This window comes from Rhodococcus sp. NPDC003348 (assembly GCF_053589375.1).
Genome location: NZ_JBSFRT010000007.1, coordinates 147,934 through 173,584, shown reverse-complemented (window position 1 = coordinate 173,584; position 25,651 = coordinate 147,934). Strand labels below are relative to the sequence as shown.

General features: G+C 69.3%; 22 protein-coding genes and 1 tRNA gene. 22 read left to right on the top strand and 1 reads right to left on the bottom strand.

Annotation, left to right across the window (positions count from 1 at the left end; translation table 11 throughout):
* The first annotated feature begins 84 nt into the window (after nt 1-84).
* A tRNA-His gene (locus ACWDU4_RS07270) sits at nt 85-157 on the top strand.
* Nucleotides 158-221: 64 nt separating this feature from the next.
* Here ACWDU4_RS07270 and ACWDU4_RS07265 read toward each other — a convergent pair.
* Complete coding sequence (locus ACWDU4_RS07265) at nt 222-1,700, bottom strand: alanine/glycine:cation symporter family protein (RefSeq protein ID WP_450113194.1); 1,479 nt, start codon at nt 1,698-1,700, stop codon at nt 222-224.
* Nucleotides 1,701-1,834: 134 nt separating this feature from the next.
* Here ACWDU4_RS07265 and ACWDU4_RS07260 point away from each other — a divergent pair, with 134 nt between their 5' ends.
* The 21 genes from ACWDU4_RS07260 (at nt 1,835) to ACWDU4_RS07160 (ending at nt 25,631) form a co-directional block, all read left to right on the top strand.
* A complete protein-coding gene (locus ACWDU4_RS07260) occupies nt 1,835-3,457 on the top strand; it encodes a long-chain fatty acid--CoA ligase (RefSeq protein ID WP_450113193.1) in 1,623 nt (540 codons plus the stop codon).
* Nucleotides 3,458-3,567: 110 nt separating this feature from the next.
* Entirely contained in the window at nt 3,568-3,993 is a 426-nt protein-coding gene (locus ACWDU4_RS07255) for an Rv3143 family two-component system response regulator (protein ID WP_450113218.1), read from the top strand.
* Nucleotides 3,994-4,349: 356 nt separating this feature from the next.
* Nucleotides 4,350-4,736 carry an NADH-quinone oxidoreductase subunit A gene (locus tag ACWDU4_RS07250; protein ID WP_450113192.1) on the top strand — a complete coding sequence of 129 codons (387 nt, stop codon included), beginning with the start codon at nt 4,350-4,352 and terminating at the stop codon, nt 4,734-4,736.
* A 105-nt stretch (nt 4,737-4,841) separates the two neighbouring features.
* Nucleotides 4,842-5,396 (top strand): NuoB/complex I 20 kDa subunit family protein, encoded by a 555-nt coding sequence (locus tag ACWDU4_RS07245; RefSeq protein ID WP_450113191.1) that lies wholly within the window; start codon nt 4,842-4,844, stop codon nt 5,394-5,396.
* On the top strand, nt 5,393-6,124 hold the full coding sequence (locus tag ACWDU4_RS07240) for an NADH-quinone oxidoreductase subunit C (RefSeq protein WP_450113190.1): 732 nt from the start codon (nt 5,393-5,395) through the stop codon (nt 6,122-6,124). The genes ACWDU4_RS07245 and ACWDU4_RS07240 overlap by 4 nt, the downstream gene beginning before the upstream one ends.
* The gene (gene nuoD / locus ACWDU4_RS07235; protein ID WP_450113189.1) at nt 6,124-7,434 is read left to right on the top strand and encodes an NADH dehydrogenase (quinone) subunit D; all 1,311 of its coding nucleotides are present in this window, start codon (nt 6,124-6,126) and stop codon (nt 7,432-7,434) included. Before ACWDU4_RS07240 ends, nuoD begins: the two co-directional genes overlap by 1 nt.
* A complete protein-coding gene (gene nuoE / locus ACWDU4_RS07230) occupies nt 7,431-8,138 on the top strand; it encodes an NADH-quinone oxidoreductase subunit NuoE (RefSeq protein ID WP_450113188.1) in 708 nt (235 codons plus the stop codon). The genes nuoD and nuoE overlap by 4 nt, the downstream gene beginning before the upstream one ends.
* Nucleotides 8,135-9,472: an NADH-quinone oxidoreductase subunit NuoF gene (gene nuoF, locus ACWDU4_RS07225; RefSeq protein WP_450113187.1), complete on the top strand. Its 1,338-nt coding sequence runs from the start codon at nt 8,135-8,137 to the stop codon at nt 9,470-9,472. Before nuoE ends, nuoF begins: the two co-directional genes overlap by 4 nt.
* Nucleotides 9,469-11,895, top strand: a complete 2,427-nt coding sequence (locus ACWDU4_RS07220; protein ID WP_450113186.1) for an NADH-quinone oxidoreductase subunit G — start codon at nt 9,469-9,471, stop codon at nt 11,893-11,895. Before nuoF ends, ACWDU4_RS07220 begins: the two co-directional genes overlap by 4 nt.
* The gene (gene nuoH / locus ACWDU4_RS07215; protein WP_450113185.1) at nt 11,892-13,184 is read left to right on the top strand and encodes an NADH-quinone oxidoreductase subunit NuoH; all 1,293 of its coding nucleotides are present in this window, start codon (nt 11,892-11,894) and stop codon (nt 13,182-13,184) included. Before ACWDU4_RS07220 ends, nuoH begins: the two co-directional genes overlap by 4 nt.
* Complete coding sequence (gene nuoI, locus ACWDU4_RS07210; protein ID WP_450113184.1) at nt 13,181-13,753, top strand: NADH-quinone oxidoreductase subunit NuoI; 573 nt, start codon at nt 13,181-13,183, stop codon at nt 13,751-13,753. The genes nuoH and nuoI overlap by 4 nt, the downstream gene beginning before the upstream one ends.
* Nucleotides 13,754-13,797: 44 nt before the next feature.
* Complete coding sequence (locus tag ACWDU4_RS07205) at nt 13,798-14,586, top strand: NADH-quinone oxidoreductase subunit J (protein ID WP_450113217.1); 789 nt, start codon at nt 13,798-13,800, stop codon at nt 14,584-14,586.
* Nucleotides 14,583-14,882 (top strand): NADH-quinone oxidoreductase subunit NuoK, encoded by a 300-nt coding sequence (gene nuoK, locus ACWDU4_RS07200; RefSeq protein ID WP_450113183.1) that lies wholly within the window; start codon nt 14,583-14,585, stop codon nt 14,880-14,882. Before ACWDU4_RS07205 ends, nuoK begins: the two co-directional genes overlap by 4 nt.
* Nucleotides 14,882-16,792, top strand: a complete 1,911-nt coding sequence (nuoL, locus tag ACWDU4_RS07195; RefSeq protein ID WP_450113182.1) for an NADH-quinone oxidoreductase subunit L — start codon at nt 14,882-14,884, stop codon at nt 16,790-16,792. Before nuoK ends, nuoL begins: the two co-directional genes overlap by 1 nt.
* Nucleotides 16,792-18,387, top strand: a complete 1,596-nt coding sequence (locus tag ACWDU4_RS07190; protein WP_450113216.1) for an NADH-quinone oxidoreductase subunit M — start codon at nt 16,792-16,794, stop codon at nt 18,385-18,387. Before nuoL ends, ACWDU4_RS07190 begins: the two co-directional genes overlap by 1 nt.
* A complete protein-coding gene (gene nuoN, locus ACWDU4_RS07185; protein WP_450113181.1) occupies nt 18,384-19,976 on the top strand; it encodes an NADH-quinone oxidoreductase subunit NuoN in 1,593 nt (530 codons plus the stop codon). The genes ACWDU4_RS07190 and nuoN overlap by 4 nt, the downstream gene beginning before the upstream one ends.
* Before the next feature lie 666 nt (nt 19,977-20,642).
* Nucleotides 20,643-21,692: a 3-oxoacyl-ACP synthase III family protein gene (locus tag ACWDU4_RS07180; protein ID WP_450113180.1), complete on the top strand. Its 1,050-nt coding sequence runs from the start codon at nt 20,643-20,645 to the stop codon at nt 21,690-21,692.
* Between the two features lies 1 nt (nt 21,693).
* On the top strand, nt 21,694-22,587 hold the full coding sequence (locus ACWDU4_RS07175; RefSeq protein WP_450113179.1) for a 3-oxoacyl-[acyl-carrier-protein] synthase III C-terminal domain-containing protein: 894 nt from the start codon (nt 21,694-21,696) through the stop codon (nt 22,585-22,587).
* A 37-nt stretch (nt 22,588-22,624) separates the two neighbouring features.
* Nucleotides 22,625-24,286, top strand: coding sequence for a fatty acid CoA ligase family protein (locus ACWDU4_RS07170; RefSeq protein ID WP_450113178.1), 1,662 nt, complete (start codon nt 22,625-22,627; stop codon nt 24,284-24,286).
* Complete coding sequence (locus ACWDU4_RS07165; protein WP_450113177.1) at nt 24,283-24,594, top strand: hypothetical protein; 312 nt, start codon at nt 24,283-24,285, stop codon at nt 24,592-24,594. The genes ACWDU4_RS07170 and ACWDU4_RS07165 overlap by 4 nt, the downstream gene beginning before the upstream one ends.
* Nucleotides 24,591-25,631 (top strand): NAD-dependent epimerase/dehydratase family protein, encoded by a 1,041-nt coding sequence (locus tag ACWDU4_RS07160; protein WP_450113176.1) that lies wholly within the window; start codon nt 24,591-24,593, stop codon nt 25,629-25,631. Before ACWDU4_RS07165 ends, ACWDU4_RS07160 begins: the two co-directional genes overlap by 4 nt.
* The last annotated feature ends 20 nt before the right edge of the window (nt 25,632-25,651 follow it).

Here is a 25,651-nt window from a genome sequence, read left to right as displayed (position 1 = left end):
CGCCGGAAAATCAGTGGCACCGGCCGCCCTGCAGCCGCTAGCGTCCCGGGTGTCCGCATCGTTCGTCTGATCGCGCGGACCAACCCTGCTGTAGCTCAAGTGGCCAGAGCGCCGGTTTGTGGTACCGGAGAACGCGGTTCGAGTCCGCGCAGTGGGACCGACCGGCACGACCCCGACCACAAGGGGCCGCGGCACGCCGGACGGGTTGTCGGGGTCGCCGATCAGCCGTTGCGGGCCACCTCGACAGCTCCCGGCGTGTGCCACACCGAGTCGGGCAGCTCGCCGGGCAGGTCGGGGTTGTCGCGGTCCGTGAACACCGGGTCCCGGCCGGCGCTCGTCTGCCGGTCGTAGTCGCGGAAGGCGCCGAACGCCCACTTGCCGAGCAGGACGATCGCGACCAGGTTGGTGATCGCCATCAGGGCCATCGCGACGTCGGCGACCGCCCACACCGCGGACAGTGCCAGCACCGAACCGATCCCCACGGAGGTGAGGACGACGAGGCGGAAGGCGAACAGCGTCCGCGGTCCCGCGCCGAGGAAATACATGTTGACCTCGGCATACGAGTAGTTGCCCAGCACCGAGGAGAAGGCGAAGACGAACACCAGCACCGTCATCAGCCACACCGACCACGAGCCCAGTTCGTGCTCGACCGCGGACTGTGTCAGCGACGCCCCCACCGCCGAGCCGGTGGTACCCGGGTCGTACACCTCCGGTCCCGCCATCAGGATGATCATCGCGGTGGCGGTGCACACGATCATGGTGTCGACGAAGACCCCGAGCGACTGCACGAATCCCTGCTTCACCGGATGGGACACGGTCGCGGTCGCCGCCGTGTTCGGCGCGCTGCCCATCCCGGCCTCGTTGGAGAACAGGCCCCGTTTGACGCCGTTGAGCAGGGCGGCCGCCACGCCGCCGGCAACACCCGCGGCGGCCTCACCGATGCCGAACGCGCCGCCGACGATCATTCCGATGACCTCGGGGACGCGGCCGATGTTCATGACGATGACGACGACGGCGAGCAGGGCGTACAGGCCGGCCATGATCGGCAACACCACCTCCGCCACCGCCGCGACGCGCCGGATGCCGCCGAACAGGACCGGCGCCGCGAGCAGCATCAGCACCACGGCCGTCCACTTCTGGTCGACGGTGTGTGCCTGCGAGAGGACGTCGGCAATCGTGTTGGCCTGCACCATGTTGAACGCGATGCCGAAGGTGACGACGAGCAGCACCGCGAACAGGATGCCGCCGGCACGCGAGCGCAGTCCGCGTTGAATGTAGTAGGCGGGTCCGCCGCGGAAGGCGCCGTCGGGGCCACGCACCTTGAACATCTGCGCCAGGGTCGCCTCGACGGCGGCGGTGGCCATGCCGATGAGGGCGACGCACCACATCCAGAACACCGCACCCGGCCCGCCGAGCGTCAACGCGATCGCCACGCCGGCGATGTTGCCGGTGCCGACCCGCGACGCCAGCCCCACGCAGAACGCCTGGAACGACGAGATCCCGCCCTCGGCGCCCGAGCGGGACGAGCCGAGCTGACGGATCATCGCGGGGAACCGGCGGAACTGGATGCCGCGGGTGCGGATCGTGAAGTAGAGGCCGGCTCCGACCAGCAGATAGATGAGGACGTACGTGTACAGCACGTTGCTCAACGGGTCGATGAACCGCTCCTGGATGAAGTCCATTCCGTACAGATAGGGCACCGCGCGAGATCAGTCCAGGTGACCCGCCGTGGTCCGCGCGACGGGACGGTTCGCGCCGCAAGCGACGGGCCGCGTGCGGCGAGTGTGTGCGGTAGGTCACAATGGGCGCGAACCGATCAATTGAGGAGCGATTCATGTTGAGCACGATGCAAGACGCCCCGCTGTCGATCGCCCAGCTGCTACGGCACGGCAGCACGGTGCACGGCAGCGCGGAGGTCGTGACCTGGACCGACGCCGGTGCGCGTCGGCGCAGCTACGCGGAGGTGGGCCGGCGGTGCGCGGCGCTCGCACACGCGCTGCGCGGGCTGGGCGTCACCGGCGATCAGCGGGTCGCGACGTTCATGTGGAACAACGCCGAGCACCTCGAGGCGTACCTGGCGGTCCCGTCGATGGGCGCGGTGCTGCACACGCTCAACATCCGGCTGTTCCCGGAGCAGCTGGTGCACGTGGCCAACCACGCGGAGGACCACGTGATCATCGTCGACGCGACGCTGATCCCGCTGCTGGCCCCGCAACTGCCGCAGCTGTCGACGGTCAAGCACGTGATCGTCGCCGGTGAGACCACCGCCGGACTGGTGGCACCGGACGGCGTGCAGGTCCACGCGTACGAGGCGCTGATCTCCGGGCAGCCGACGGAGTTCGACTGGCCGGAGCTGGACGAACGGTCCGCGGCCGCGATGTGCTACACCTCCGGCACCACCGGTGACCCGAAAGGCGTTGTGTACTCGCACCGTTCGATCTACCTGCATTCGATGCAGGTGTGCATGACGGACGGTCCGGCGCTGAGGCAGGGTGACCGGGCGCTGGCCGTGGTGCCGCAGTTCCACGCGATGTCCTGGGGGCTGCCGTACGCGGCGTTCATGATCGGAGCCTCACTGATCATGCCGGACCGGTTCCTGCAGCCGGCGCCGCTGGCCGAACTGATCGCCGCCGAGCGTCCGACATACGCGGCCGCGGTCCCGACGATCTGGCAGGGGCTGCACCTGCACCTGGAGGAACACCCGCAGGACATCTCCTTCATGAAGGACGTCCTGATCGGCGGGTCCGCCGTGCCGCCGGCGCTCATGCACGTGTTCGAGAACGAGTACGACGTGCAGGTGCTGCACGCGTGGGGCATGACCGAGACCTCGCCGCTCGGGTCGGTGGCGCGTCCGCCCGCGGGCACCGAGGGCGACGAGCGCTGGCGGTACCGGTACACCCAGGGACGGTTCCCGGCGTCGGTGCAGGCGCGCCTCGTCGACGACGTCGGGGGCGTGGTCCCGAACGACGGCACCGCCATCGGTGAACTCGAGGTGCGCGGGCCGTGGATCACCGGGTCCTACTACGGGGTCGACGCGCCGGAGAAGTTCGACGACGGCTGGCTGCGCACCGGCGACGTCGGGTCGATCACCCCGGACGGGTACCTCACCCTCACCGACCGCACCAAGGACATCATCAAGTCCGGTGGCGAATGGATCTCGTCGGTGGACCTGGAGAACGCCGTGATGGGGCATCCGGACGTCCTCGAGGCCGCCGTCATCGGCATCCCCGACGAGAAGTGGGACGAGCGACCGCTGGTGGCCGTTGTGCTGCGGGAGGGGACGCCGACCACGATCGACGCACTGCGCGAGTACCTTTCGGACAAGGTCGCCAAGTGGCAGGTCCCCGAGAACTGGACCGTGATCTCCGAGGTGCCGAAGACCAGCGTCGGCAAGTTCGACAAGAAGCGGCTCCGGACGCAGTTCCAGGACGGCGGCCTCGACATCACCCGAATCTGACATCACGCCCGAACCGGATCTCGCCGGAATCCGACCGAGAATCCGCGGTACGCGCGGGCCGCGCCTGAACGGGCGCGGCCCGCTTCGCGCGTAGCATCCCCCACGTGTCCGTGCCGCCAGCGCAGTCCGGAGGCGTCCCGCGCGGCGCCCCGCACCTCCAGGTGCTCGTCTACAGCGACGACGTGAACACGCGCAGACAGGTCGTGACGGCACTCGGCCCCCGCCCGCACCCGGATCTTCCGGAGATCGAATGCGTCGAGGTCGCCACGGCCCCGGTGGTGGTGCAGCACCTGGACGCCGGCGGGGTGGACCTGGCGATCCTCGACGGCGAAGCCACCCCGGCCGGTGGCATGGGCCTGGCCAAGCAACTCAAGGACGAGATCGACCGCTGTCCGCCGATCCTGGTGCTGACCGGTCGCGCCGACGACGCCTGGCTGGCGCGGTGGTCGCGCGCCGAGGCGAGCGTCCCGCACCCGATCGACCCGATCCGGCTCACCGGGGAGGTCGTCGCGCTGCTCCGCGCGCGACTGGGCTGACGATCGCTGCTGCTGCGCACGCAGCCTGTGCCAGCGGTCCCCGGACCGCATCCGCCACACACCTCCACCGGCCCCGGAGTGTCGTGGCTCACACGCGCGAGCGGCCGGGGGTATGTTCGGCTCCAAGGAGAGGACGTGACCGGGTCACGTGTCCGGTCGCCCAGCTCCGAGCGTTGCAGTGCAGCTCGTGCAATGGATGCGTCGGACCAGGGGAGCGGTCATGAGGCGGATCGGGCAGGACGGACGGCAGGGTCGGCGGGACGCCGACCGGTCTCCGGCTGCCGTCCGCGCGTCCGCGCCCCGCCTCGCGGGCGAGGCCCGACGGACACTCCCGCAGGGAGGGGAGGCCGGTCTCCGTGAACGTGTACATCCCGATCCTGGTGCTCGGCGCGATCGCGGTCGTGTTCGCGCTGTTCTCGGTCCTGGTGGCGTCGATCGTCGGGCCGCGCCGCCGGAACCGGGCGAAACTCCAGGCGTACGAGTGCGGTATCGAACCGACGTCACAACCGGACCGGCACGGCAGCGGCATCGGTGGGGCGTCCGGGCAGCGGATCCCGGTGAAGTACTACCTGACCGCGATGCTGTTCATCATCTTCGACATCGAGATCGTCTTCCTGTACCCGTGGGCGGTGTACTTCGACGCGCTCGGCACGTTCGGTCTGGCGGCCATGGCGCTGTTCGTGTTCAACGTGTCGGTCGCCTACGCCTACGAGTGGCGACGCGGCGGCCTCACCTGGGACTGACCGCACCCCGGCCGCCGAACTCGGTCGGATGGCGCTGCGGCGCAGTCGGATCGGTTCGTTCGGGAAATCGTTCGGGAAACCGGACGGAGAGCTGAGGCGAGGATCATGGGTCTCGAGGAGAAGCTGCCGAGCGGGTTCCTGCTGACGACGGTGGAGTCGATCGCGGGATACGCGCGCAAGGGATCGCTGTGGCCGGCCACGTTCGGACTCGCCTGCTGTGCCATCGAGATGATGGCCACCAGTGCCGGGCGGTACGACATCGCCCGGTTCGGAATGGAGGCGTTCCGCGCCTCGCCCCGACAGGCCGATCTGATGATCGTGGCCGGCCGGGTCAGTCAGAAGATGGGCCCGGTGCTGCGCCAGGTGTACGACCAGATGGTCGAACCGAAATGGGTTCTGGCCATGGGCGTCTGTGCCTCCTCCGGGGGCATGTTCAACAACTACGCGATCGTGCAGGGCGTCGACCACCTCGTTCCCGTCGACATCTACCTCCCCGGCTGCCCCCCACGACCGGAGATGCTGTTGAACGCGATCATCAAGCTGCACGAGAAGATTCAGCAGATGCCGCTCGGTGTGAACCGGGAGGAAGCGGTGCGGGCGGCGGAAGCGGCAGCGCTGGCCGCGACCCCGACGATCGAGATGAGGGGGCTGCTGCGGTGAGTTCGGACTTCGACTCAGAGGCGACGACCGGACCGGAGGGTAGTCCGCCCCCGGACGAGGCGGCGGTGCCCGACGTGATCGACGTCCGGCAGGGCATGTTCGGTGTCCGCGGCACCGGCGACACCTCCGGATACGGTCGGCTGCAGCGTCCGGTCACCCTGCCTCCCAGCACGACTCGACCGTTCGGGGGATGGTTCGACGAGGTCGCCGACGAGCTGGACGCGACGCTCACGGCGGCCGGGGTGGCACCGGCGGACGCGATCGAGAAGGTCGTGGTGTTCCGCGACGAGCTCACCTTCCACGTCCGTGCCTCACACCTGCCTGCGGTCGCACGGGCGCTGCGTGACGCCCCCGCCCTGCGGTTCGAGCTGTGCCTCGGGGTCAGCGGTGTGCACTATCCGCAGGACAGTGGCCGGGAACTGCACGCGGTGTACCCGCTGCTGTCGATCACCTGGGGTCGCCGCATCCGGCTCGAGGTCGCGGTTCCGGACGCCCATCCGTACGTGCCGTCCCTGTACTCGATCTACCCCACCAACGACTGGCACGAGCGGGAAACCTACGACTTCTTCGGAATCGTGTTCGACGGTCATCCCGCACTGACGCGGATCGAGATGCCCGACGACTGGGAGGGGCACCCGCAGCGCAAGGACTACCCCCTCGGCGGCATTCCCGTCGAGTACAAGGGCGCGCAGATCCCGCCACCCGACCAGCGGAGGGCGTACAGCTGATGAGCGACGTGAGCAGCGATCCCGCAGGCACCATCTACAGTGCCGGCGGACAGGACTGGGACGAGATCATCGGGGCGGCAGCCCAATCCGGAGACGAGCGGATCGTGGTGAACATGGGTCCGCAGCACCCCTCCACGCACGGCGTGCTGCGCCTGATCCTGGAGATCGAGGGCGAGACCGTCACCGAGGCGCGGTGCGGAATCGGATACCTGCACACCGGAATCGAGAAGAACCTCGAGTACCGCAGCTGGACGCAGGGCGTCACCTTCGTCACCCGGATGGACTACCTGTCCCCGTTCTTCAACGAGACCGCCTACTGCCTGGCGCTGGAGAAGCTGCTCGGCATCACCGACCTGATTCCCGAGCGCGCCACCGTGATCCGGGTGCTGCTGATGGAACTGAACCGGATCTCCTCGCATCTGGTGGCACTGGCGACCGGCGGCATGGAGCTCGGCGCGGTGACCGCGATGCTGTTCGGGTTCCGCGAGCGGGAGCTGATCCTGGACGTGTTCGAGAAGATGACCGGTCTGCGGATGAACCACGCCTTCATCCGGCCCGGCGGGCTCGCCCAGGACGTTTCCGACGCGGCGCTCGCCGCGGCACGGGAGCTGCTCACGATCCTGCCGAACCGCCTGCGGGACATGGAACTCATGCTCAACGAGAACCCGATTTGGAAGGCCCGCACCCAGGGCATCGGCTACCTCGACCTGACCGGGTGCATGGCCCTCGGTATGACCGGTCCGATCCTGCGTGCCACCGGACTTCCCCACGACCTGAGGCGTTCGGAGCCGTACTGCGGATACGAGACCTACGACTTCGACGTCGTCACCGACACGGGCAGTGACTGCTACGGGCGGTACCTGATCCGGGTCCGGGAGATGCGCGAGTCGCTGAGGATCGCGCAGCAGTGCCTCGACCGGTTGCGGCCCGGACCGGTGATGATCGACGACAAGAAGATCGCCTGGCCCGCGGACCTGGCGCTGGGTCCGGACGGGCTCGGCAACTCGCCCGAACACATCGAGCACATCATGGGGACCTCGATGGAGGCGCTGATCCACCACTTCAAACTCGTCACCGAGGGCTTCCGGGTGCCCGCCGGGCAGGTGTACGTCGCGGTCGAGTCCCCGCGCGGCGAACTGGGCGTGCACATGGTCAGCGACGGCGGCAGCAGGCCGTACCGGGTGCACTACCGTGACCCCTCGTTCACGAATCTGCAAGCGGTGTCGGCGATGTGCGAGGGCGGCATGGTCGCCGACGTGATCGCCTCGGTGGCCAGCATCGACCCCGTCATGGGCGGAGTGGACCGATGACCGCGCCGCACGGCTACCCGCCGCAGGTCAGGGGGCGGCTCGAGGTGGACGCCAAGGAGATCCTCGCGCGCTACCCGCAGTCCCGTTCGGCGCTACTGCCGCTGCTGCACCTGGTGCAGTCCGAGGACGGCTGTGTCACTCGCGCCGGTGTCGAATTCTGCGCCGGGCAGCTCGATCTCACCGCCGCGGAGGTATCCGCGGTCGCGACGTTCTACTCCATGTACCGGCGCACTCCCACCGGCGACTACCTGGTCGGGGTGTGCACGAACACGCTGTGCGCGATCATGGGCGGTGACGCGATCCTCGACCGGCTGCGCACCCACCTCGGGGTCGAACCGGGCCAGAGCACCGACGACGGCGTCGTCACCCTCGAACACGTCGAGTGCAACGCCGCATGCGACTACGCCCCGGTGGTGATGGTCAACTGGGAGTTCTTCGACAACCAGACCCCGGAGTCGGCAACCGACCTGGTCGACACGCTGCGGGCCGGTGGTCGGGTGACCCCGGTCCGGGGCGCCCCTCCGTGCACGTTCCGGGAGACCGAGCGGATCCTTGCGGGATTTCCCGACCCGCGGCCCGGGGCCGCGGACGCCGGCGTGGCCGGGGAGGCCACCGTCGCGGGGCTCCGGATCGCCCGCCAACGCGGCCTGAGCGCACCGGAACCCGGCCCGCACGGTTCCGAGCGGGAGGGGGAGTCGTCGTGACCCTGACCCCGGTCCTGAGCCGCTACTGGGACGAGCCACGGTCGTGGACGCTGGAGACCTACCTCCGCCACGACGGCTACCGCGGATTGCGAGCCGCCCTGGCACAGGGACCGGACGCGGTGATCGATACCGTCAAGGCATCGGGGCTGCGCGGACGTGGCGGGGCCGGGTTCCCCACCGGGACGAAATGGTCCTTCATTCCTCAGGATCCGGCGGGCGCGGGCGCCCAGAACGGGACAACTGCCGGTGGAAAGCCGCACTACCTGGTGGTCAACGCCGACGAGTCCGAGCCGGGTACCTGCAAGGACATGCCGCTCATGCTGGCCACGCCGCACGCTCTGATCGAGGGTGTCGTCATCGCCGCCTACGCGATCCGGGCCCGGCACGCCTTCATCTACGTCCGCGGTGAGGTGGTGCCGGTGCTGCGGCGGTTGCAGTCCGCGGTCGCCGAGGCGTACGCGGCCGGGTATCTGGGACGCGACATCCTCGGCAGCGGCTTCGACCTCGACGTGGTGGTGCACGCCGGTGCAGGCGCCTACATCTGCGGTGAGGAGACCGCGCTTCTCGACTCGCTGGAGGGCCGCCGTGGGCAACCCCGGCTGCGGCCCCCGTTTCCCGCGGTCGCGGGCCTCTACGCCAGCCCCACGGTGGTCAACAACGTCGAGTCGATCGCCAGCGTGCCTCCGATCCTGCTGCACGGCGCCGACTGGTTCCGGTCCATGGGCGGTGAGAAGTCGCCGGGATTCACGTTGTACTCGCTGTCCGGGCATGTCACCCGGCCCGGCCAGTACGAGGCGCCGCTCGGGGTGACGCTGCGGGAACTGCTCGAGTACGCGGGCGGCGTGAGGGCCGGGCACCGGCTCAAGTTCTGGACCCCCGGCGGTTCCTCCACACCGATCTTCACCGAGCAGCACCTCGACGTGGCCCTCGACTACGAAGGTGTCGCCGGTGCCGGCTCCATGCTCGGCACGAAGGCGCTGCAGATCTTCGACGAGACCACCTGCGTGGTGCGCGCGGTCCTGAGGTGGACGCAGTTCTACGCCCACGAGTCGTGCGGCAAGTGCACCCCGTGTCGGGAGGGCACCTACTGGCTGGTGCAGGTGATGGAACGGATGGAAGCCGGCCAGGGCACCGCCGCCGACCTGGAGACGCTGCTGGACATCGCCGACGGGATCGCCGGAAAGTCGTTCTGCGCGTTGGGGGATGCCGCCGCGAGCCCGATCAACTCCTCGCTGAAGTACTTCCGTGACGAGTACCTCGCGCACTTCCGACGCGGCGGTTGTCCGTTCGATCCGGCACGGTCCGCACTGACCGAGGGAGTGGGGGCTCGATGAGCGTGAGCGAGAACGTCTCCGCGCCCGCCGATCTGGTGACGGTTTCCATCGACGGAGCCGAGGTTCGGGTCCCCAAGGGCACCTTGGTGATCCGGGCGGCCGAACTCGTCGGGGTCCAGATCCCGCGGTTCTGCGACCATCCCCTGCTCGACCCCGTCGGTGCCTGCAGGCAGTGCCTCGTCGAGGTGGAACTGCCGGGCCGCGAGCCGGGATCGCCGCCGGTCCGGTTGCCGAAGCCGATGGCGTCCTGCACCACCGTCGTCTCCGACGGCATGACCGTGTACACCCAGCTCACCTCGCCGGCGGCCGACAGGGCGCAGCGCGGAGTGATGGAACTGCTGCTGATCAACCATCCTCTGGACTGCCCGGTGTGCGACAAGGGCGGCGAATGCCCACTGCAGAACCAGGCGATGTCCAACGGCCGCAGCGAATCCCGATTCGACGGCACCAAGCGCACCTACCCGAAACCGATACCCCTGTCCAGCGAGGTGCTGCTGGACCGGGAACGCTGCGTCCTGTGCGCCCGTTGCACCCGGTTCTCTCAGCAGATCGCCGGTGATCCGTTCATCGAACTGCTCGAACGCGGCGCGCTGCAGCAGGTCGGGATCGGTGAGGGCGAACCGTTCGAGTCGTACTTCTCCGGCAACACGGTGCAGATCTGCCCGGTCGGCGCGCTGACCGGAGCCTCCTACCGGTTCCGGGCCCGCCCCTTCGACCTGGTGTCGACGCCGAGCGTGTGCGAGCACTGCGCCTCCGGGTGCGCCCAGCGGACCGACCACCGGCGCGGCACCGTCCTCCGCCGCCTCGCCGGCGACGACCCCGAGGTCAACGAGGAGTGGAACTGCGACAAGGGCCGGTGGGCGTTCACCTACGCGACCGCCTCCGACAGGCTGACCACTCCGCTGGTCCGCGGGCCCGACGGGCAACTGGCGCCGACGTCCTGGTCGCAGGCCCTCGCTGTCGCCGCCCGCGGGTTGCGAGAGGGCGGTGCGGTCGGGGTGCTGACCGGCGGCCGGGTCACCGTCGAGGACGCGTACGCCTACGCGAAGTTCGCGCGGGTCGCTCTCGGCACCAACGACGTCGACTTCCGCATTCGACCGCATTCCGACGAGGAGACGCGCTTCCTCGGCGCACGCGTCGCGGGCCGCCGGATGGACGTCACCTACGCCGACGTCGAACGCGCACCCGTCGTCGTGCTGGTCGCATTCGAACCGGAGGAGGAGTCGCCGATCGTGTTCCTCCGCCTGCGCAAGGCGGTGCGCCGCAACGGGTTGGCGGTGTACTCGATCGCGCCCTACGCGAGCCGCGGCCTGCAGAAGCTGTCCGGACACCTGCTGCAGACCGGTCCCGGCGGCGAGGTCGAAGCGCTCCACGCGCTGCGCGGCAACGACCTGCTCAAGGCTCCGGGGGCGTTGATCCTCGTCGGTGAACGCGCGGCCGGGCCGGCGGGGACGCTCACGGCGGCAAGCGAACTCGCCGATCTCACCGGTGCCCGACTGGCGTGGATCCCGCGCCGTGCCGGCGAGCGGGGCGCACTGGAATCCGGTGCCCTGCCGAACCTGCTGCCCGGCGCCCACCCCGTTGCCGACGCCACGGCCCGGCACCGGGTCGCGGCGCGCTGGAACGTCGACGACCTCCCGTCCGTACCGGGCCGTGACACCGCGGGCATCCTCGAGGGCGCCCGGGCCGGGACGTTGGGTGCACTGCTGGTCGGCGGCGTCGAGCTCGACGACCTCCCCGACCCCGCTGCCGCCCGCACCGCGGTCGAGGCCGCCGGCTTCGTGGTCTCGCTCGAACTGCGACGCAGCGCGGTCACCGACCTCGCCGATGTGGTGTTCCCGGTCGCGCCGGTGGCCGAGAAGGACGGCACGTTCGTCGACTGGGAGGGACGCGACCGCCCGTTCGCGGCGGCCCTCACCGGAATCGGTGCCATGCCGGATCACCGGGTGCTGCATGCCCTCTCGACAGAGATGGGGGAACCGATCGGGCTGCCCGACGCGGCCACCGCCCGCGCGGAGATCGGTGTGATCGGCCGGTGGGACGGCGAACCGGTCGCAGCCCCCACCACCGCCCCGGCACACCACCGCCTGCCCGGCCCGGGCCAGGCGGTGCTCGCCGGGTGGCGCCAACTCCTCGACGCGGGCCGGCTACAGGACGGTGAACCGCACCTCGCCGGCACCGCACACGTCCCGGTCGCGCGACTCTCCGCGGGCACCGCCGTCGAGATCGGTTGCCGGGACGGCGACTCGATCACCGTCAACACCGATCGTGGCGCGGTCACCCTGCCCGTCGTCGTCACCGACATGCCTGAGCGGGTGGTATGGCTGCCGCTCAACTCGCCGGGCAGCGCGGTCCACCGCGACCTCGGTGTCACGGTCGGCGCGATGGTCCGGATCCGGCCCGCGGTAGGGGGTTTGCGATGACCACCGCACCGATCATCGCCGCCGGCACCGACCTCTCCGCATTCGGCCGCGATCCGTGGTGGCTGGTGGTCGCGAAGGCGGTGGCCATCTTCGCGTTCCTGATCCTGACGCCGCTGATCGCGCTGCTCGTCGAACGCAAGGTGATGGCGTGGATGCAGATGCGCGTCGGACCGAACCGCGTCGGCCCCCGCGGCACCCTCCAATCCCTCGCCGACGGCATCAAACTCGCACTCAAGGAGGGCATCGTCCCGGCCGGAGTGGACAGGCCGGTGTACCTGCTCGCACCGATCATCGCCATTGTGCCGGCGATCATGGCCTTCGCGGTGATCCCGTTCGGTCCGGAGGTGTCGATCCTCGGCCACCGAACACCGCTGCAGCTCACCGACCTTCAGGTCGCGGTCCTGTACGTCCTCGCGGTCACGTCCGTCGGCGTGTACGGCATCGTGCTCGCCGGATGGGCGTCGGGTTCCACCTACCCGCTGCTCGGCGGCCTGCGGTCGACCGCGCAGGTGATCTCCTACGAGGTGGCGATGGGGTTGTCGTTCGCCGCGGTGTTCCTCGACGCGGGCACGATGAGCACCTCGGGGATCGTCTCGTCCCAGTTCGGCACGTGGTACGTGTTCCTCCTGCTGCCGTCGTTCCTCATCTACGTGACATCGATGGTGGGGGAGACGAACCGGGCGCCGTTCGACCTGCCCGAGGCGGAGGGCGAACTGGTCGGCGGATTCCACACCGAGTACTCGTCGCTGCGGTTCGCGATGTTCATGCTGGCCGAGTACATCAACATGGTCACGGTCTCCGCGCTGGCCACCACACTGTTCCTCGGCGGCTGGCACGCGCCCTGGCCCATCAGCCTCTGGGAGGGGGCGAACTCGGGCTGGTGGCCGGTGCTGTGGTTCGTCGCGAAGGTGTGGGGTTTCCTCTTCGTGTTCATCTGGCTGCGCGCGACGCTGCCGCGGCTGCGCTACGACCAGTTCATGAACCTCGGCTGGAAGGTGCTGATCCCGGCGTCGCTGCTGTGGGTGATGCTGGTCGCCGCCGCGCGGGCACTGCGGCTCGAGGGGTACGACGCGGCGACCGTCACGATCGTGGTCGCCGGGGTGATCGTCACCCTGGCCCTGCTCGCCGTGCTGTGGCGGACGCTGCGCAGTCGCAGGAGCGCCGCGGCGGCGGCCCCACCATCTCCGCCGCAGCCCGCGTTCGACCCGATGGCCGGCGGGTTCCCCGTGCCGCCGCTGCCGGGCCAGACACTGCCCGAGTTCGACCGTGCCGCGGGAGGTCCCCGATGACCAGGTTCCTCGATTCCCTCGCCGGATTCGGCGTCACCTTCTCGACGATGTTCAAGAAGCCGAACACCGAGTTCTATCCCGAACAGAAGCCCGCGACCGCGCCCGGCTACCACGGTCGGCATCAGCTCAACCGTCATTCCGACGGGCTCGAGAAGTGCATCGGCTGCGAACTGTGCGCGTGGGCGTGCCCCGCCGACGCCATCTACGTCGAGGGCGCGGACAACACCGAGGAGGAACGATTCTCGCCCGGTGAGCGCTACGGCCGGGTGTACCAGATCAACTACCTCCGGTGCATCGGCTGCGGGCTGTGCGTCGAGGCATGCCCGACCCGCGCGCTCACCATGACGAACGCGTACGAGGAACTCGTCGACGACAACCGCGCCGACCTGATCTTCGGCAAGGACCGGCTGCTCGCCCCCCTGCAGCCCGGCATGACGGCTCCGCCACATCCGATGGCGCCCGGCGCCACGGACGAGGACTACTACCGCGGCACCGTCACCGGGGCCACCGCGGGCGGCACCGACGATTCCGCCGCGAGCGGCACCGACGAGACCGAGGCGCAGTCGTGACCCCGGCCGCCCTCGCCCAGCCGCTGACCCACACCACCGAGATCATGGCGGAGCCGCTGACGCGCACCTCTGGCGCCGAGGCGGTGCAGTTCTGGATCCTCGGCACCGTGTGCGTGCTCGGCGCGCTGGGGGTGGTGTGCGCGACGAAGGCCGTGTACTCGGCGATCTTCCTGGCGATGACGATGATCATCCTGGCGTTCTTCTACATCGCCCAGGACGCACTGTTCCTCGGTGTCGTTCAGATCGTCGTCTACACCGGCGCGGTGATGATGCTGTTCCTGTTCGTACTGATGCTGATCGGTGTCGACTCATCCGACTCGCTGGTGGAAACCATTCGCGGACAGCGGGTCGCGGCCGCAGTGGCGGGGCTCGGATTCGGGGTGCTGCTGATCGGCGGGATCGGCAGTGCCACCGTCGGTGCATTCGCGGGGCTGCCCGACGCGAACGCCGCCCCCGGCGGCGGTCTCGGCAACGTGCCGGGCCTGGCGGAGCTGATCTTTCTGCGCTACGTCTGGGCGTTCGAACTGACCGGCGGACTGCTGATCGTCGCAACCATCGGCGCGATGGTGCTCGCGCACCGCGAGCGCCTCGAACCGAGACCGGACCAGAAGTCCATGTCGGAGCAGCGGTTCCGCGATGGTGGCCAGGTCACACCGCTGCCGAGTCCCGGCGTCTATGCCAGGCACAACGCGGTCGACATGGCGGCCCTGCTGCCGGACGGGTCACCCGCTCCGGGATCGGTCAGCGGCGTCCTCACCCCGCGGCACGGTGAGCGAGGCGCACCGGGCAGGCGGGAGGAGGCGCCGAGCAGCGAGAAGGAGGGAGAACTGTGAACCCGGAGAACTACCTGTACCTGTCGGCGCTGCTGTTCACCATCGGTGGTGCCGGGGTACTGTTGCGCCGCAACGCCATCGTGGTGTTCATGTGCATCGAGCTGATGCTCAACGCGACCAATCTCGCGTTCGTCACCTTCGCCCGCATGCACGGCAATCTCGACGGACATGTGATCGCGTTCTTCACGATGGTGGTCGCCGCCGCAGAGGTCGTCGTCGGACTGGCGATCATCATGGCCATCTTCCGCACCCGCCGGTCGGCCTCGGTCGACGTCGCCAACCTCCTCAAATTCTGATGGCCGGGGGGATAGGGGTTCTCATCGCCCTGCCGCTCGCGGGCGCTGTGATCCTGCTGCTCGCGGGCAGGCGCGGCGATCGCTGGGGGCACCTGCTCGGCTGTGCGACCGCGATCGCGTCCTTCTCGGTGGCGGTCGCGCTCTTCGTCGGCATGCTCGGCCGCGACACGGACGACCGCGCCGTCCACGAAACTCTGTTCAGCTGGGTGCCGGTCGCCGGGTTGCAGGTGGACTTCGGGCTCCAACTCGACCAGTTGTCCGTGTGTTTCGCGCTGCTCATCACCGGTGTCGGCTCCCTGATTCATGTCTACTCGGTCGGGTACATGGCTGCCGATCCCGGCCGGCGCCGGTTCTTCGCGTACCTCAACCTGTTCCTCGCGGCAATGCTGCTGCTGGTGCTGGCCGACAACTACCTGGGCCTGTACTTCGGTTGGGAGGGTGTGGGCCTGGCGTCGTACCTGCTGATCGGATTCTGGCACCACAAGCCGGCCGCGGCGGCGGCCGCGAAGAAGGCGTTCGTCGTCAACCGGGTCGGCGACACCGGCCTCGCGATCGCGCTGATGATCATGTTCGCGACCTTCGGAACCGTCTCGTATTCGGAGGTTTTCGCCGGTGTCGGTGACGCGGGCGAGGGGACCGTCACCGCGCTCGGGCTGATGCTGCTGCTGGCCGCGTGCGGTAAGTCCGCTCAGGTACCGCTGCAGTCGTGGCTGGGGGACGCGATGGAAGGCCCGACTCCGGTGTCGGCGCTGATCCACGCCGCCACGATGGTGACCGCGGGCGTCTACCTGATCACCCGCTCGAACGCGATCTTCGACCTGGCCCCCGCCGCCCGAGCGGGCGTGGTGATCGTCGGCGCGGTGACCCTGCTGTTCGGCGCGATCATCGGCTGCGCGAAGGACGACATCAAGAAGGTGCTCGCCGCGTCGACGATGAGCCAGATCGGTTACATGGTGCTCGCGGCCGGTCTCGGCCCGGCGGGGTACGCATTCGCGATCATGCACCTGCTCACTCACGGCTTCTTCAAGGCCGGACTGTTCCTCGGCGCCGGGTCGGTCATGCACGCAATGAACGACGAGGTGAACATGCGTCGCTACGGCGGATTGCGCGTCGTCATGCCGATCACGTTCGCGACCTTCGGGCTCGGCTACCTGGCGATCATCGGGATTCCGCCGTTCGCCGGCTTCTTCTCGAAGGACAAGATCATCGAGGTCGCGTTCGGTGCGGGCGGCGCGGAGGGCGTGCTGCTGGGCGGTGCGGCACTGCTCGGTGCGGGGATCACCGCGTTCTACATGACCCGGGTGATGCTGATGACGTTCTTCGGGAAGCGGCGATGGGAGGCGGGAGCGGAGCCTGCGGAGCGACCAGGAGTCACAGTCGCTCATCCCCACGAGGCGCCCGCCGTGATGACGTGGCCGATGATCCTGATCGCGATCGGCTCGGTGTGCTCCGGGTTCCTGCTGGCTTCCGGTGACGCTCTGGTGAACTGGCTCGCCCCGGTCGTCGGTGAACACCACGACGAGCTGCCGGTGCCGGTGTGGACGATCACCGTGACCACCCTGGCCGTCGTGCTGGCGGGGATCGCGGTCGCGGTTCGGCAGTACGCGGGGGTGCGGATACCCACCGAGGCACCGGAAGAGGTGTCGGCGTTGACGGTTGCCGCGCGCCGCGACCTCTACGGCGACGCCGTCAACGAGGCGGTCTTCATGCGACCCGGGGACGGGCTCACCCGGGCACTGGCGACGGTCGACGACCGTGGCGTCGACGGTGCCGTCACCGGAGTCGCCGCGGGTGTCGCCGGGCTGTCGACGCGAGTCCGCAAGCTGCAGAACGGTTTCGTACGGACCTACGCGACCTACATGTTCCTGGGTGCGGCCGCTACGGTCGCGATGCTGGCGTTGGTGAGGTGATCGTGGACGACTTCGCATGGCTGAGCGCACTGTGGTTGACGCCCCTCGTCGGCGCCGGCGTCGTGGCCTGCCTCCCGACCCGCAGCCGGGACGCGGCCCGTTGGGTCGCGTTCGCCGCCTCGCTGGTGGTACTGGGACTCGCGGTGGTTGTCGCGGTCGGGTTCGATCCCGGCGGCGACCGCTTCCAGTTCGTCGAATCCCACTCGTGGATACCCGCGTTCGGAACCCGCTACGAACTCGGCGTCGACGGCATCGCCCTGGTGCTGGTGCTGCTCACCGCAGTGCTGGTGCCGGTCCTGCTGCTCGCCGGCTGGAAGGACGGTACCGGGGCGCCCGGCGGCTCCCAGGTGGGCCGCGGGCGGCGGCCGGTGCACGCCCACGTCGCGCTGGTCCTCATCGTCGAGGCAATGGTGCTGATGTCGTTCCTCGCCCTCGACATCCTGCTGTTCTACGTCTTCTTCGAGGCGATGCTGATCCCGATGTACTTCCTGATCGGGGGTTTCGGCGACGCACAGGGGCCCAAGGCAGCGGTGAAGTTCCTGCTGTACAACCTCTTCGGGGGACTGATCATGCTCGCCGCGGTGATCGGCCTCTACGCGGTGACGGCGGGGGAGTCGAGCCCGTTCGAGTCCGGCACCTTCGACTTCCGCGCGATCGCCGACGCGGTGTCGAGCGGAACTCTGACGATGGACGCACCGGTCGCGAACGCGCTGTTCCTCGGCTTCATGTTCGCGTTCGCGGTGAAGGCGCCGTTGTGGCCGCTGCACACCTGGCTGCCGGATGCCGCCGTGCACTCCACCCCGTCCACCGCGGTGCTGATGATGGCGGTGGTGGACAAGGTCGGCACCTTCGGCATGCTGCGGTACTGCGTACACCTGTTCCCCGACGCCACGGCCACATTCGCGCCCCTGATCGTCACCCTCGCGGTGATCGGCATCGTGTACGGCGCGCTCGTCGCGATCGGTCAGACCGACATCATGAGGCTGATCGCGTACACCTCCATCTCCCACTTCGGGTTCATCGTGCTCGGGGTGTTCGCGCTGACCAGCCAGTCCCAGGGGGGCTCGACGCTGTACATGGTGAACCACGGCCTCTCCACCGCGGCGCTGATGCTGGTGGCAGGGTTCCTGATCGCCCGCCGCGGGTCGCGTGCAATCGGCGATTACGGTGGCGTGCAGACCAGCGCGCCGGTGCTCGCCGGCACGTTCCTCGTCGCCGGCCTGGCGACCCTGTCGCTGCCCGGGCTGGCCCCGTTCATCAGCGAATTCCTGGTGCTGATCGGCACGTTCACCCGATACCCGGCGGTCGCGGTGATCGCGACGAGTGCACTGGTGCTCTCGGCGGTCTACATCCTGTGGCTGTATCAACGGGTGATGACGGGCCCCGTGCGGCACCGGGTCGCGGACCTGGTGCCGCGGGAGATCGCCGTGGTGGCGCCGCTCGTCGTGCTGTTGCTGGTGCTCGGCTTCTATCCGAAGCCCGCTCTCGACGCGATCACCCCGGCGGTCACCGACACCCTGACCGCGGTGCACCAGCACGATCCGCCACCGACTGTCGGGGTGGTCGAGGCGGAGCAGGGAGGTGGGCAGCGGTGATTTCCCCGGAGCGTACGGCGGTCCTCGCTCAGACGACGCTGCCCGTCCCCGACATCGAGTACGGCAAGCTCGCGCCGATGCTGATCGTGTTCGCCGTGGCGGTCCTCGGGGTGATCGTCGAGGCGTTCGCGCCGGTCCGGGCGCGGTATGGCAGTCACATCGTGCTCGGCCTCGGCGGCCTCACCGCCGCGTTCGTGGCAGTGGTGCTGCTCCGCGACACCCGGGGCACCGCAGTGGCAGGTGCGGTGGTGATCGACGGACCGACCCTCTTCCTGCAGGGCTCGATTCTGCTGGTTGCGATCCTGTCCGTGCTGCTCGTCGCGGAGCGCGGACTGGACCGTAGCGGCGTCCGGTCCGACCCGGCGGCCGATGCTGTCGCGGACGCGTTCACGCCGCAGGCGTCCGTGGTGCCGGGCAGCGTCGCCGAGAGGGAGGCGACGAAGGCGGGCGTCACCCGCACCGAGGTGTTCCCGTTGACCCTGTTCGCGGTCGGCGGCATGCTGCTGTTCCCGGCGTCGGGTGACCTGCTCACCATGTTCGTGGCGCTCGAGGTGCTCTCGCTGCCGCTGTACCTGCTGTGTGGCCTGGCCCGCCGACAGCGAGTGCTGTCGCAGGAGGCCGCGCTGAAATACTTTCTGCTGGGTGCGTTCTCGTCGGCATTCTTCCTGTACGGTGTCGCCTTCCTGTACGGGGAGGCGGGCACGGTACGGCTGTCGGGCATCGCGGAGTCCACCCGGTCGGGCGGTACCGCGCTGGCCCTGATCGGCACGGGCCTGCTGTCGGTGGGGCTGCTGTTCAAGGTCGGCGCGGTCCCCTTCCACACCTGGGTGCCCGACGTCTACCAGGGTGCACCCACCCCGATCACCGCGTTCATGGCCGCGGCCACCAAGATCGCGGCGTTCGGGGCGATGTTGCGAATCTTCTACGTGGCGCTGCCCGGGCTGCGGGACGACTGGCGACCGCTGCTGTGGGCGGTGGCCATCCTGACGATGGTCTTCGGGTCCGTGCTGGCGGTGACCCAGACCGACGTCAAGCGGATGCTCGCCTACTCGTCGATCGCGCACGCCGGGTTCATCCTCACCGGTGTGGTCGCGGCGGACCGTGCCGGGTTGTCCGCGACGTTGTTCTACCTGGTGGCGTACGGGTTCGGCACCGTCGCGGCCTTCGCGATCGTCGGCCTGGTCCGGGGGCCGGCGGGGGAGGCGACACACATGTCGCAGTGGGCCGGATTGGGGCACCGCTCGCCACTGATCGCGGGCACCTTCGCGCTGCTGCTGCTCTCGTTCGCCGGGATCCCTCTGACCGCCGGATTCACCAGCAAGTTCGCCGTGTTCTCGGCCGCGGCCGGGGCAGGGGCGGTGCCACTGGTGGTCGTCGGTGTGGTGTGCAGCGCCATCGCGGCCTTCTTCTACGTGCGGGTGATCGTGCTGATGTTCTTCTCGGATCCCCCGGCTGTGCGGCCCGAGGTGGTCGTGCCGAGCCCGCTGACGACGATCGCGGTCGCGATCGGTGCGGCGGTGACCGTGTTGCTCGGGATCGTGCCCCAGCCGGTGCTGGATCTGGCGGAAAGGGCAGCCGCATTCCTCTGACGCCGCGCGTCGGTGCGTTGCTGACGCCGCGCGTCGGTGTGTCCCGCGTGTGAGTGCCGTTCGAGCCGAAACCGTCATGACGCGAGCGTCATTCACCTTCCTTCGGATCGGCGGCTCCATTCGGGCGGGTCTTGTTACTGACGGGTAAGTTTGTCCGACGCCACCACACCACAGGCGCCCCGTCGATCTCAAGGCCGAGCGGTCCAATTGTGACCTGATTCATATCGGGGCGCGGTTTGGATGGGTTGGCGTCCAACATGATTCAAGAAGCAATCACTTTGCCGATGCGAAGCCCGTGGGGTGTGTGGGGCGTGTCGCTGGGCGAAAAATCCTGGTGGTCGACCGTATCGGCGAGGCGAGGGGCGGCCTCGGCTGTTGCTGTGCGGTGTCGCGGACGGGAGCGTCGGGGTGATATGTCTGTAACTCACTGTTGATAGACAAACCTGCGGGTTCTCGGCCGTTGCGCTCCGCAGGACTCGGCGCGCGCTGTACATTCCCTCACACAGCCTCGTCCCGGTGTGGCATTTGCTGCGTGGTGCTCGGGGCCGATCGATCGTTGTTGACGCGCGTGATGTCGAAACATATTTGGGGACTTGGTAATTACGCGAAATCGGGACTCTGCATGCAGGGCACCGGCCGAGCGTGGGACCGACCGGAGGAGCTGTGGTGATCCATTCACGATTCGAGGCGATCGGCGCTCACCTGCCGAGCGCCGTACTGACCACCGAGGAGTTGATGGGTCGGCTCGCCGAACCCCCGTCGTTCAATTTCGAGGCGGTGACCGGGGTCCGGGAGCGTCGAGTCCGCTCCACCGACCCCGAGGACTTCGAGGACTCCTTCGCCCTCGCGACGAAGGCGGCACGCGACTGCCTGGCGAGGTCCCGCTACGCCGCCGCCGACCTCGACGCGATCATCTCGGTGTCGATCACCCGGAGCAAGGAGGAGTCGAAGATCTACTTCGAGCCGTCCTTCGCCTCCATGATCGCCAAGGAGCTCGGCGCCACCCGGGCCATTCACTTCGACCTGTCGAATGCGTGCGCCGGCATGCTCAGCGGCACCTACATCCTCGACCGCATGATCCGGTCCGGTGCCGTGCGCAACGGCATGGTGGTCAGCGGTGAGGCGATCACCCCGATCGCCGAGACGGCGGTCGAGGAGATCGTCGGGGGCTACCACCCGCAGTTCGCCTCCCTCTCGGTCGGCGACTCGGGCTGTGCGGTCGTCCTCGATCGGTCCGAGGGTGCGGACGACCGGATCCACTACGTCGAGCTGATGACCGCGTCCGAATACGCGGACGCCTGCCTCGGGATGCCGTCCGACCGGACGGGAGGCGTCGCGCTCTACACCGACAACCGGCGCATGCACAACGAGAGCCGCTTCATGCTGTGGACCGACACCCAGCGCAATCACCTTGCCGCGCAGGGGCGAACCTTCGCCGACGAGGAGTTCGACTACATCATCCACCACCAGTTCGGCGCGTCGGCCGTCACGGCGCTGAACGCGCTCGGCGAACGGGAGTTCGGTACCGCGATGCCCGAATCGCTCAACGTCGTCGAGAAGTACGGCAACACCTCGACCACCAGTCACTTCATCGTCCTGCACGACCAGCTGGGACAGAAGCGGATTCCTGCGGGCTCGAAGGTCCTGATGGTTCCCGCCGCGTCCGGCATCGTCACCGGTTTCCTGTCCGCCACGATCTCGTCCCTGGAGGTATGACATGGGTGTCGTCATCACCGCAACCGGTGTCAGCCACGGCGCCGACACCGCCGGCATCATCGTCAACTCCGCCCGCGCCGCACGGGCGGCACTCACGGCCGCCGACGCGCCGCCCGACTCCGTCGGGGTGCTGATCAACACCGGCATCTACCGCGACTCGAACATGGTCGAACCCGCCATGAGCGCGCTCATCCAGAAGGAGGCCGGCATCGGCCTCGAGTACGGGGAGCACGACCCGCGGTCGTTCTCCTTCGACCTGATGAACGGGGCATGCGGCGTCCTCAATGCCGTCCAGGTCGCGTCGGCGTTGCTCGGCACGGGCAGCACCGGCCGAGTCCTGGTCGTCGCGGGCGACACCCACCCGTCCCTCGCCGGCCCGGACGCTCCGGCCGACTTCCCCTACGCCACTGCGGGCGCCGCGCTGCTGCTCGAGCTCGCGGAGGGGCCGGACGGCTTCGGCTCGGTTCACGTCGAGCTCGCCGACGGACCGACCGCCGTCGAGGGCTTCGTCGACACCGCGACGATGGGGACCACCGGGCGATCCGCGATGACCGTCCGGCGCAGCGACGACTTCGAGCGCCGCCTCCTCGATGTCGCGGTCGCGGCCGGCTCCCGCGCGCTGACCGGCGACGCCGACCCGGACACGACGGTGCTGATCGCCTCTCGGCCGACGCCCGGGTTCCGCGCGGAACTGTCCGCCAAGCTCGGCATCCGGGTTCTCGACGACGGAACCGGTGACCACGTCACCGGTGACACCCACACCGCGACGCTCCCGCTCGCCTACCACCACGCGGCGGCTTCCGGCCGGCTCGACGGCGTTCGCCACGTGCTGATGGTCGCTGCAGGCGCCGGCCCAAGTGCCGCCGCCGCGCTGTACCGGATCCCCGGGTGGTGATGGGCGTGGGCCTCGTGATCCGAGGAGGCGTGCGCCGATGAACGCACCCACCGACACCGGATGGGTCGACCGGCTGCGGGAACACGCCCGGCGTCGTCCCGCGGCGCCGGCGGTCACATACGCGGACACCGCCGAGCGCGACGAGATGCCGGTGTACACCGACATCACGTTCGCCGAACTCGACGCCTGGTCCGACGCCCTCGCCCAGCGGTTCACCGACGACGGCATCGGGGCAGGAACCCGGACCGTCGTGCTGGTCAACCCCGGTCCCGAGCTGTACGCGGTGCTGTTCGGTCTGTTCAAGGCAGGCGCGGTGCCGGTGGTCATCGACCCCGGGATGGGGCTGCGCCCGATGCTGCGCTGCCTGGCCGCGGTCGACGCCCAGGCGTTCATCGGGATCCCGCAGGCGCACGCCGTGCGGGTGCTGTTCCGCCGCGCCTTCGGCGGGGTGGAGGCGCGGGTGACGGTCGGCCGCCGCTGGTTCTGGGGCGGCCGTACCCTCACCCAGCTCGGCCGGGCCCCGGCCGGTCGGGCGCGCCGTGCCACGGCGCCCGATGCCGACGTGACGGCGATGATCGCCTTCACCACAGGCTCCACCGGCCCGGCGAAGGCGGTCGAACTCACCCACGGCAACCTCGCCGCGATGCTCGAGCGGACCCAGGCACTGACCGGGGTCACCGACGAGGAGACGGCTCTGGTGACCCTGCCGATGTTCGGTGTCCTCTACCTGCTCCTCGGGACCAGAATCGTGCTGCCCCCACTGATTCCGAGCCGGGTCGGGGCCACCGACCCGAAGCACGTCGTGGACGCCGTCAACCGGTTCGGGGTGCACACGCTGTTCGCCTCGCCCGCGGTCCTGGCACCGCTGCTCGCGCACAGCCGGGACCGCCGGACCGCCCTGCCGACCGTCCGCGCGGTCTTCTCCGGGGGCGCCCCGGTGCCCGACGCGGTGGTCACCGGGCTGCGCGAGATCCTGCCCGCCACCGCGGAGGTGCACGCGGGATACGGTGCGACCGAGGTGATCCCGATGTCGTCGATCGAATCCCGCGAGCTCGCCGACGGCCTCGTTGATCTCGCCCGCGCGGGTGCCGGGACATGCATCGGGCGGCCCGACGCCGGTGTCGAGGTCCGGCTGGTCGCGGTCACCGACGAACCGATCCGGCGGTGGGACCAGACCGAGGAGCCGCGGGACGGGGTCGGCGAGATCGTCGTGGCCGGCCCGAACGTCAGCCGCCGCTACCACTGGCCCGACGCGGCCAACCTGGTCGGCAAGATCGCCGACGGTGATCGCATCTGGCACCGCACCGGGGACGTCGGACGGATCGACGAGCATGGTCGAATCTGGTTCTGCGGTCGCAAATCCCAGCGAGTGCAGACGGATGGCATCACGTTCCATCCGGTCCAGGTCGAACAGATCTTCAACGCCGTCGACGGGGTCGGCCGGACCGCACTCGTCGGCGTCGGCACCCGCCCCGCGCAGCGTCCGGTGCTGTGCGTGGAACTGCTGCCCGGTGCCGAACCCGCAGTGGTGGTGGACGCACTGCGCACCCATGGCGCGCGGTTCCCGCTCACCGCGACGATCGACACCTTCCTGGTCCACCCGGGTTTTCCCGTCGACATTCGGCACAACGCGAAGATCGGCCGCGAAAAGCTCGCGGACTGGGCCGGAAAACGGCTTCGGAAGGAGCGCCGCCGATGAAGAGCCCTCTGCTCCGGGTGATTCCGGTCCTCGGCTGGCTGTACCTGGCATACGGGGCGCTCCGGACCGCGGCCGGTTCACCGCTGCGACACCCGGCCGCGCTGGCCGCCTGGTGGATCGACGCCTTCCTGAGCATCGTCGTGCACGCCGCGCAGATACCCGCTGCGCTCCGCGCCGACCGGGGAGGTCGCTCCCCGGCCGTCACCGCCGCCCTGACGATGGCATTCGGGATGACGTGGTGGAAGACCCAGCCCGCCGAACCGGGAGGCCCAGTACCGGGAGGCCGAGTCGAGGAGAAGGCTCCGTGAAGGTACTCGTCACCGGTGCATCCGGATTCCTCGGCGGTCGCCTCGCTCGCCGCCTCGTCGACGACGGCGAGCACGACGTGTCGATCCTGGTGCGGCGCACCAGCAATCTCGCCGACCTCGGCGACACCTCACAGATGCGGATCGTCCACGGCGACCTCACCGACCCCGACTCGCTCGTCGCTGCGACGCGCGGAATCGACATCGTCTTTCACAGCGCCGCCCGCGTCGACGAGCGCGGCGTGCGCGCCCAGTTCGTGCGCGAGAACACCACCGCCACGGAGGTGCTGCTCACCGCGGCCCGGGACAGCGGGGTGCAGCGGTTCGTGTTCATCTCCAGCCCCAGTGCCCTGATGAGCTACGACGGCGGCGACCAGATCGAGATCGACGAGACCGTCCCGTATCCGACCCGATTCCTGAACCTGTATTCCGAGACCAAGGCGGCCGCCGAACGGGCGGTCCTCGCCGCCGATGCCGACGGGTTCACCACCTGCGCGCTGCGCCCGCGCGCGATCTGGGGGCCGGGTGACCGCTCCGGCCCGATCGTCCGGCTGCTCGGCCGGGCCCAGGCGGGCACGCTGCCGAACCTGTCCGGGGGCCGCGACGTCTACGCCTCGCTGTGTCACGTCGACAACATCGTCGACGCCTGCGTCAAGGCCGCCGCCTCGGACCGGGTGGGCGGCCGGGCCTACTTCGTCGCCGACGCCGAGGTCACCAACATCTGGCCGTACATGGCCGAGGTGGCACGGCAGTTCGGCTTCGTCATGCCCGAGCGGGAAGCGAACCTCCGGGTGGTCACGGCGGCAGTGCGAGTGCTCGACCTCGTGTGGAAGATCCCGTACCTGGCGACCCGGTACTCGCCGCCGCTGTCGATGTACGTGCTGGCCCTGATGACCCGCTCGTCGACCTTCGACACGGCAGCCGCCGAACGCGACTTCGGATACGCGCCGGTGATCGACCGGGCCCGGGGCATGGCCGAGTTCCGGGCCTGGGTGAACGACCAGGGTGGCCTCGCCGAACTGACCCGCGACCTGAAGTAGCCGCTCGATCTGCCGTGACA

What these genes read in the sequence shown, in the direction of transcription:
- ACWDU4_RS07260 (WP_450113193.1), top strand. Translation starts at nt 1,835, where the DNA reads ATGTTGAGCACGATGCAAGACGCCCCGCTGTCGATCGCCCAGCTGCTA.
- ACWDU4_RS07245 (WP_450113191.1), top strand. Translation starts at nt 4,842, where the DNA reads ATGGGTCTCGAGGAGAAGCTGCCGAGCGGGTTCCTGCTGACGACGGTG.
- nuoD (WP_450113189.1), top strand. Translation starts at nt 6,124, where the DNA reads ATGAGCGACGTGAGCAGCGATCCCGCAGGCACCATCTACAGTGCCGGC.
- nuoE (WP_450113188.1), top strand. Translation starts at nt 7,431, where the DNA reads ATGACCGCGCCGCACGGCTACCCGCCGCAGGTCAGGGGGCGGCTCGAG.
- ACWDU4_RS07220 (WP_450113186.1), top strand. Translation starts at nt 9,469, where the DNA reads ATGAGCGTGAGCGAGAACGTCTCCGCGCCCGCCGATCTGGTGACGGTT.
- nuoH (WP_450113185.1), top strand. Translation starts at nt 11,892, where the DNA reads ATGACCACCGCACCGATCATCGCCGCCGGCACCGACCTCTCCGCATTC.
- nuoI (WP_450113184.1), top strand. Translation starts at nt 13,181, where the DNA reads ATGACCAGGTTCCTCGATTCCCTCGCCGGATTCGGCGTCACCTTCTCG.
- ACWDU4_RS07205 (WP_450113217.1), top strand. Translation starts at nt 13,798, where the DNA reads ATGGCGGAGCCGCTGACGCGCACCTCTGGCGCCGAGGCGGTGCAGTTC.
- nuoL (WP_450113182.1), top strand. Translation starts at nt 14,882, where the DNA reads ATGGCCGGGGGGATAGGGGTTCTCATCGCCCTGCCGCTCGCGGGCGCT.
- ACWDU4_RS07175 (WP_450113179.1), top strand. Translation starts at nt 21,694, where the DNA reads ATGGGTGTCGTCATCACCGCAACCGGTGTCAGCCACGGCGCCGACACC.
- ACWDU4_RS07170 (WP_450113178.1), top strand. Translation starts at nt 22,625, where the DNA reads ATGAACGCACCCACCGACACCGGATGGGTCGACCGGCTGCGGGAACAC.
- ACWDU4_RS07165 (WP_450113177.1), top strand. Translation starts at nt 24,283, where the DNA reads ATGAAGAGCCCTCTGCTCCGGGTGATTCCGGTCCTCGGCTGGCTGTAC.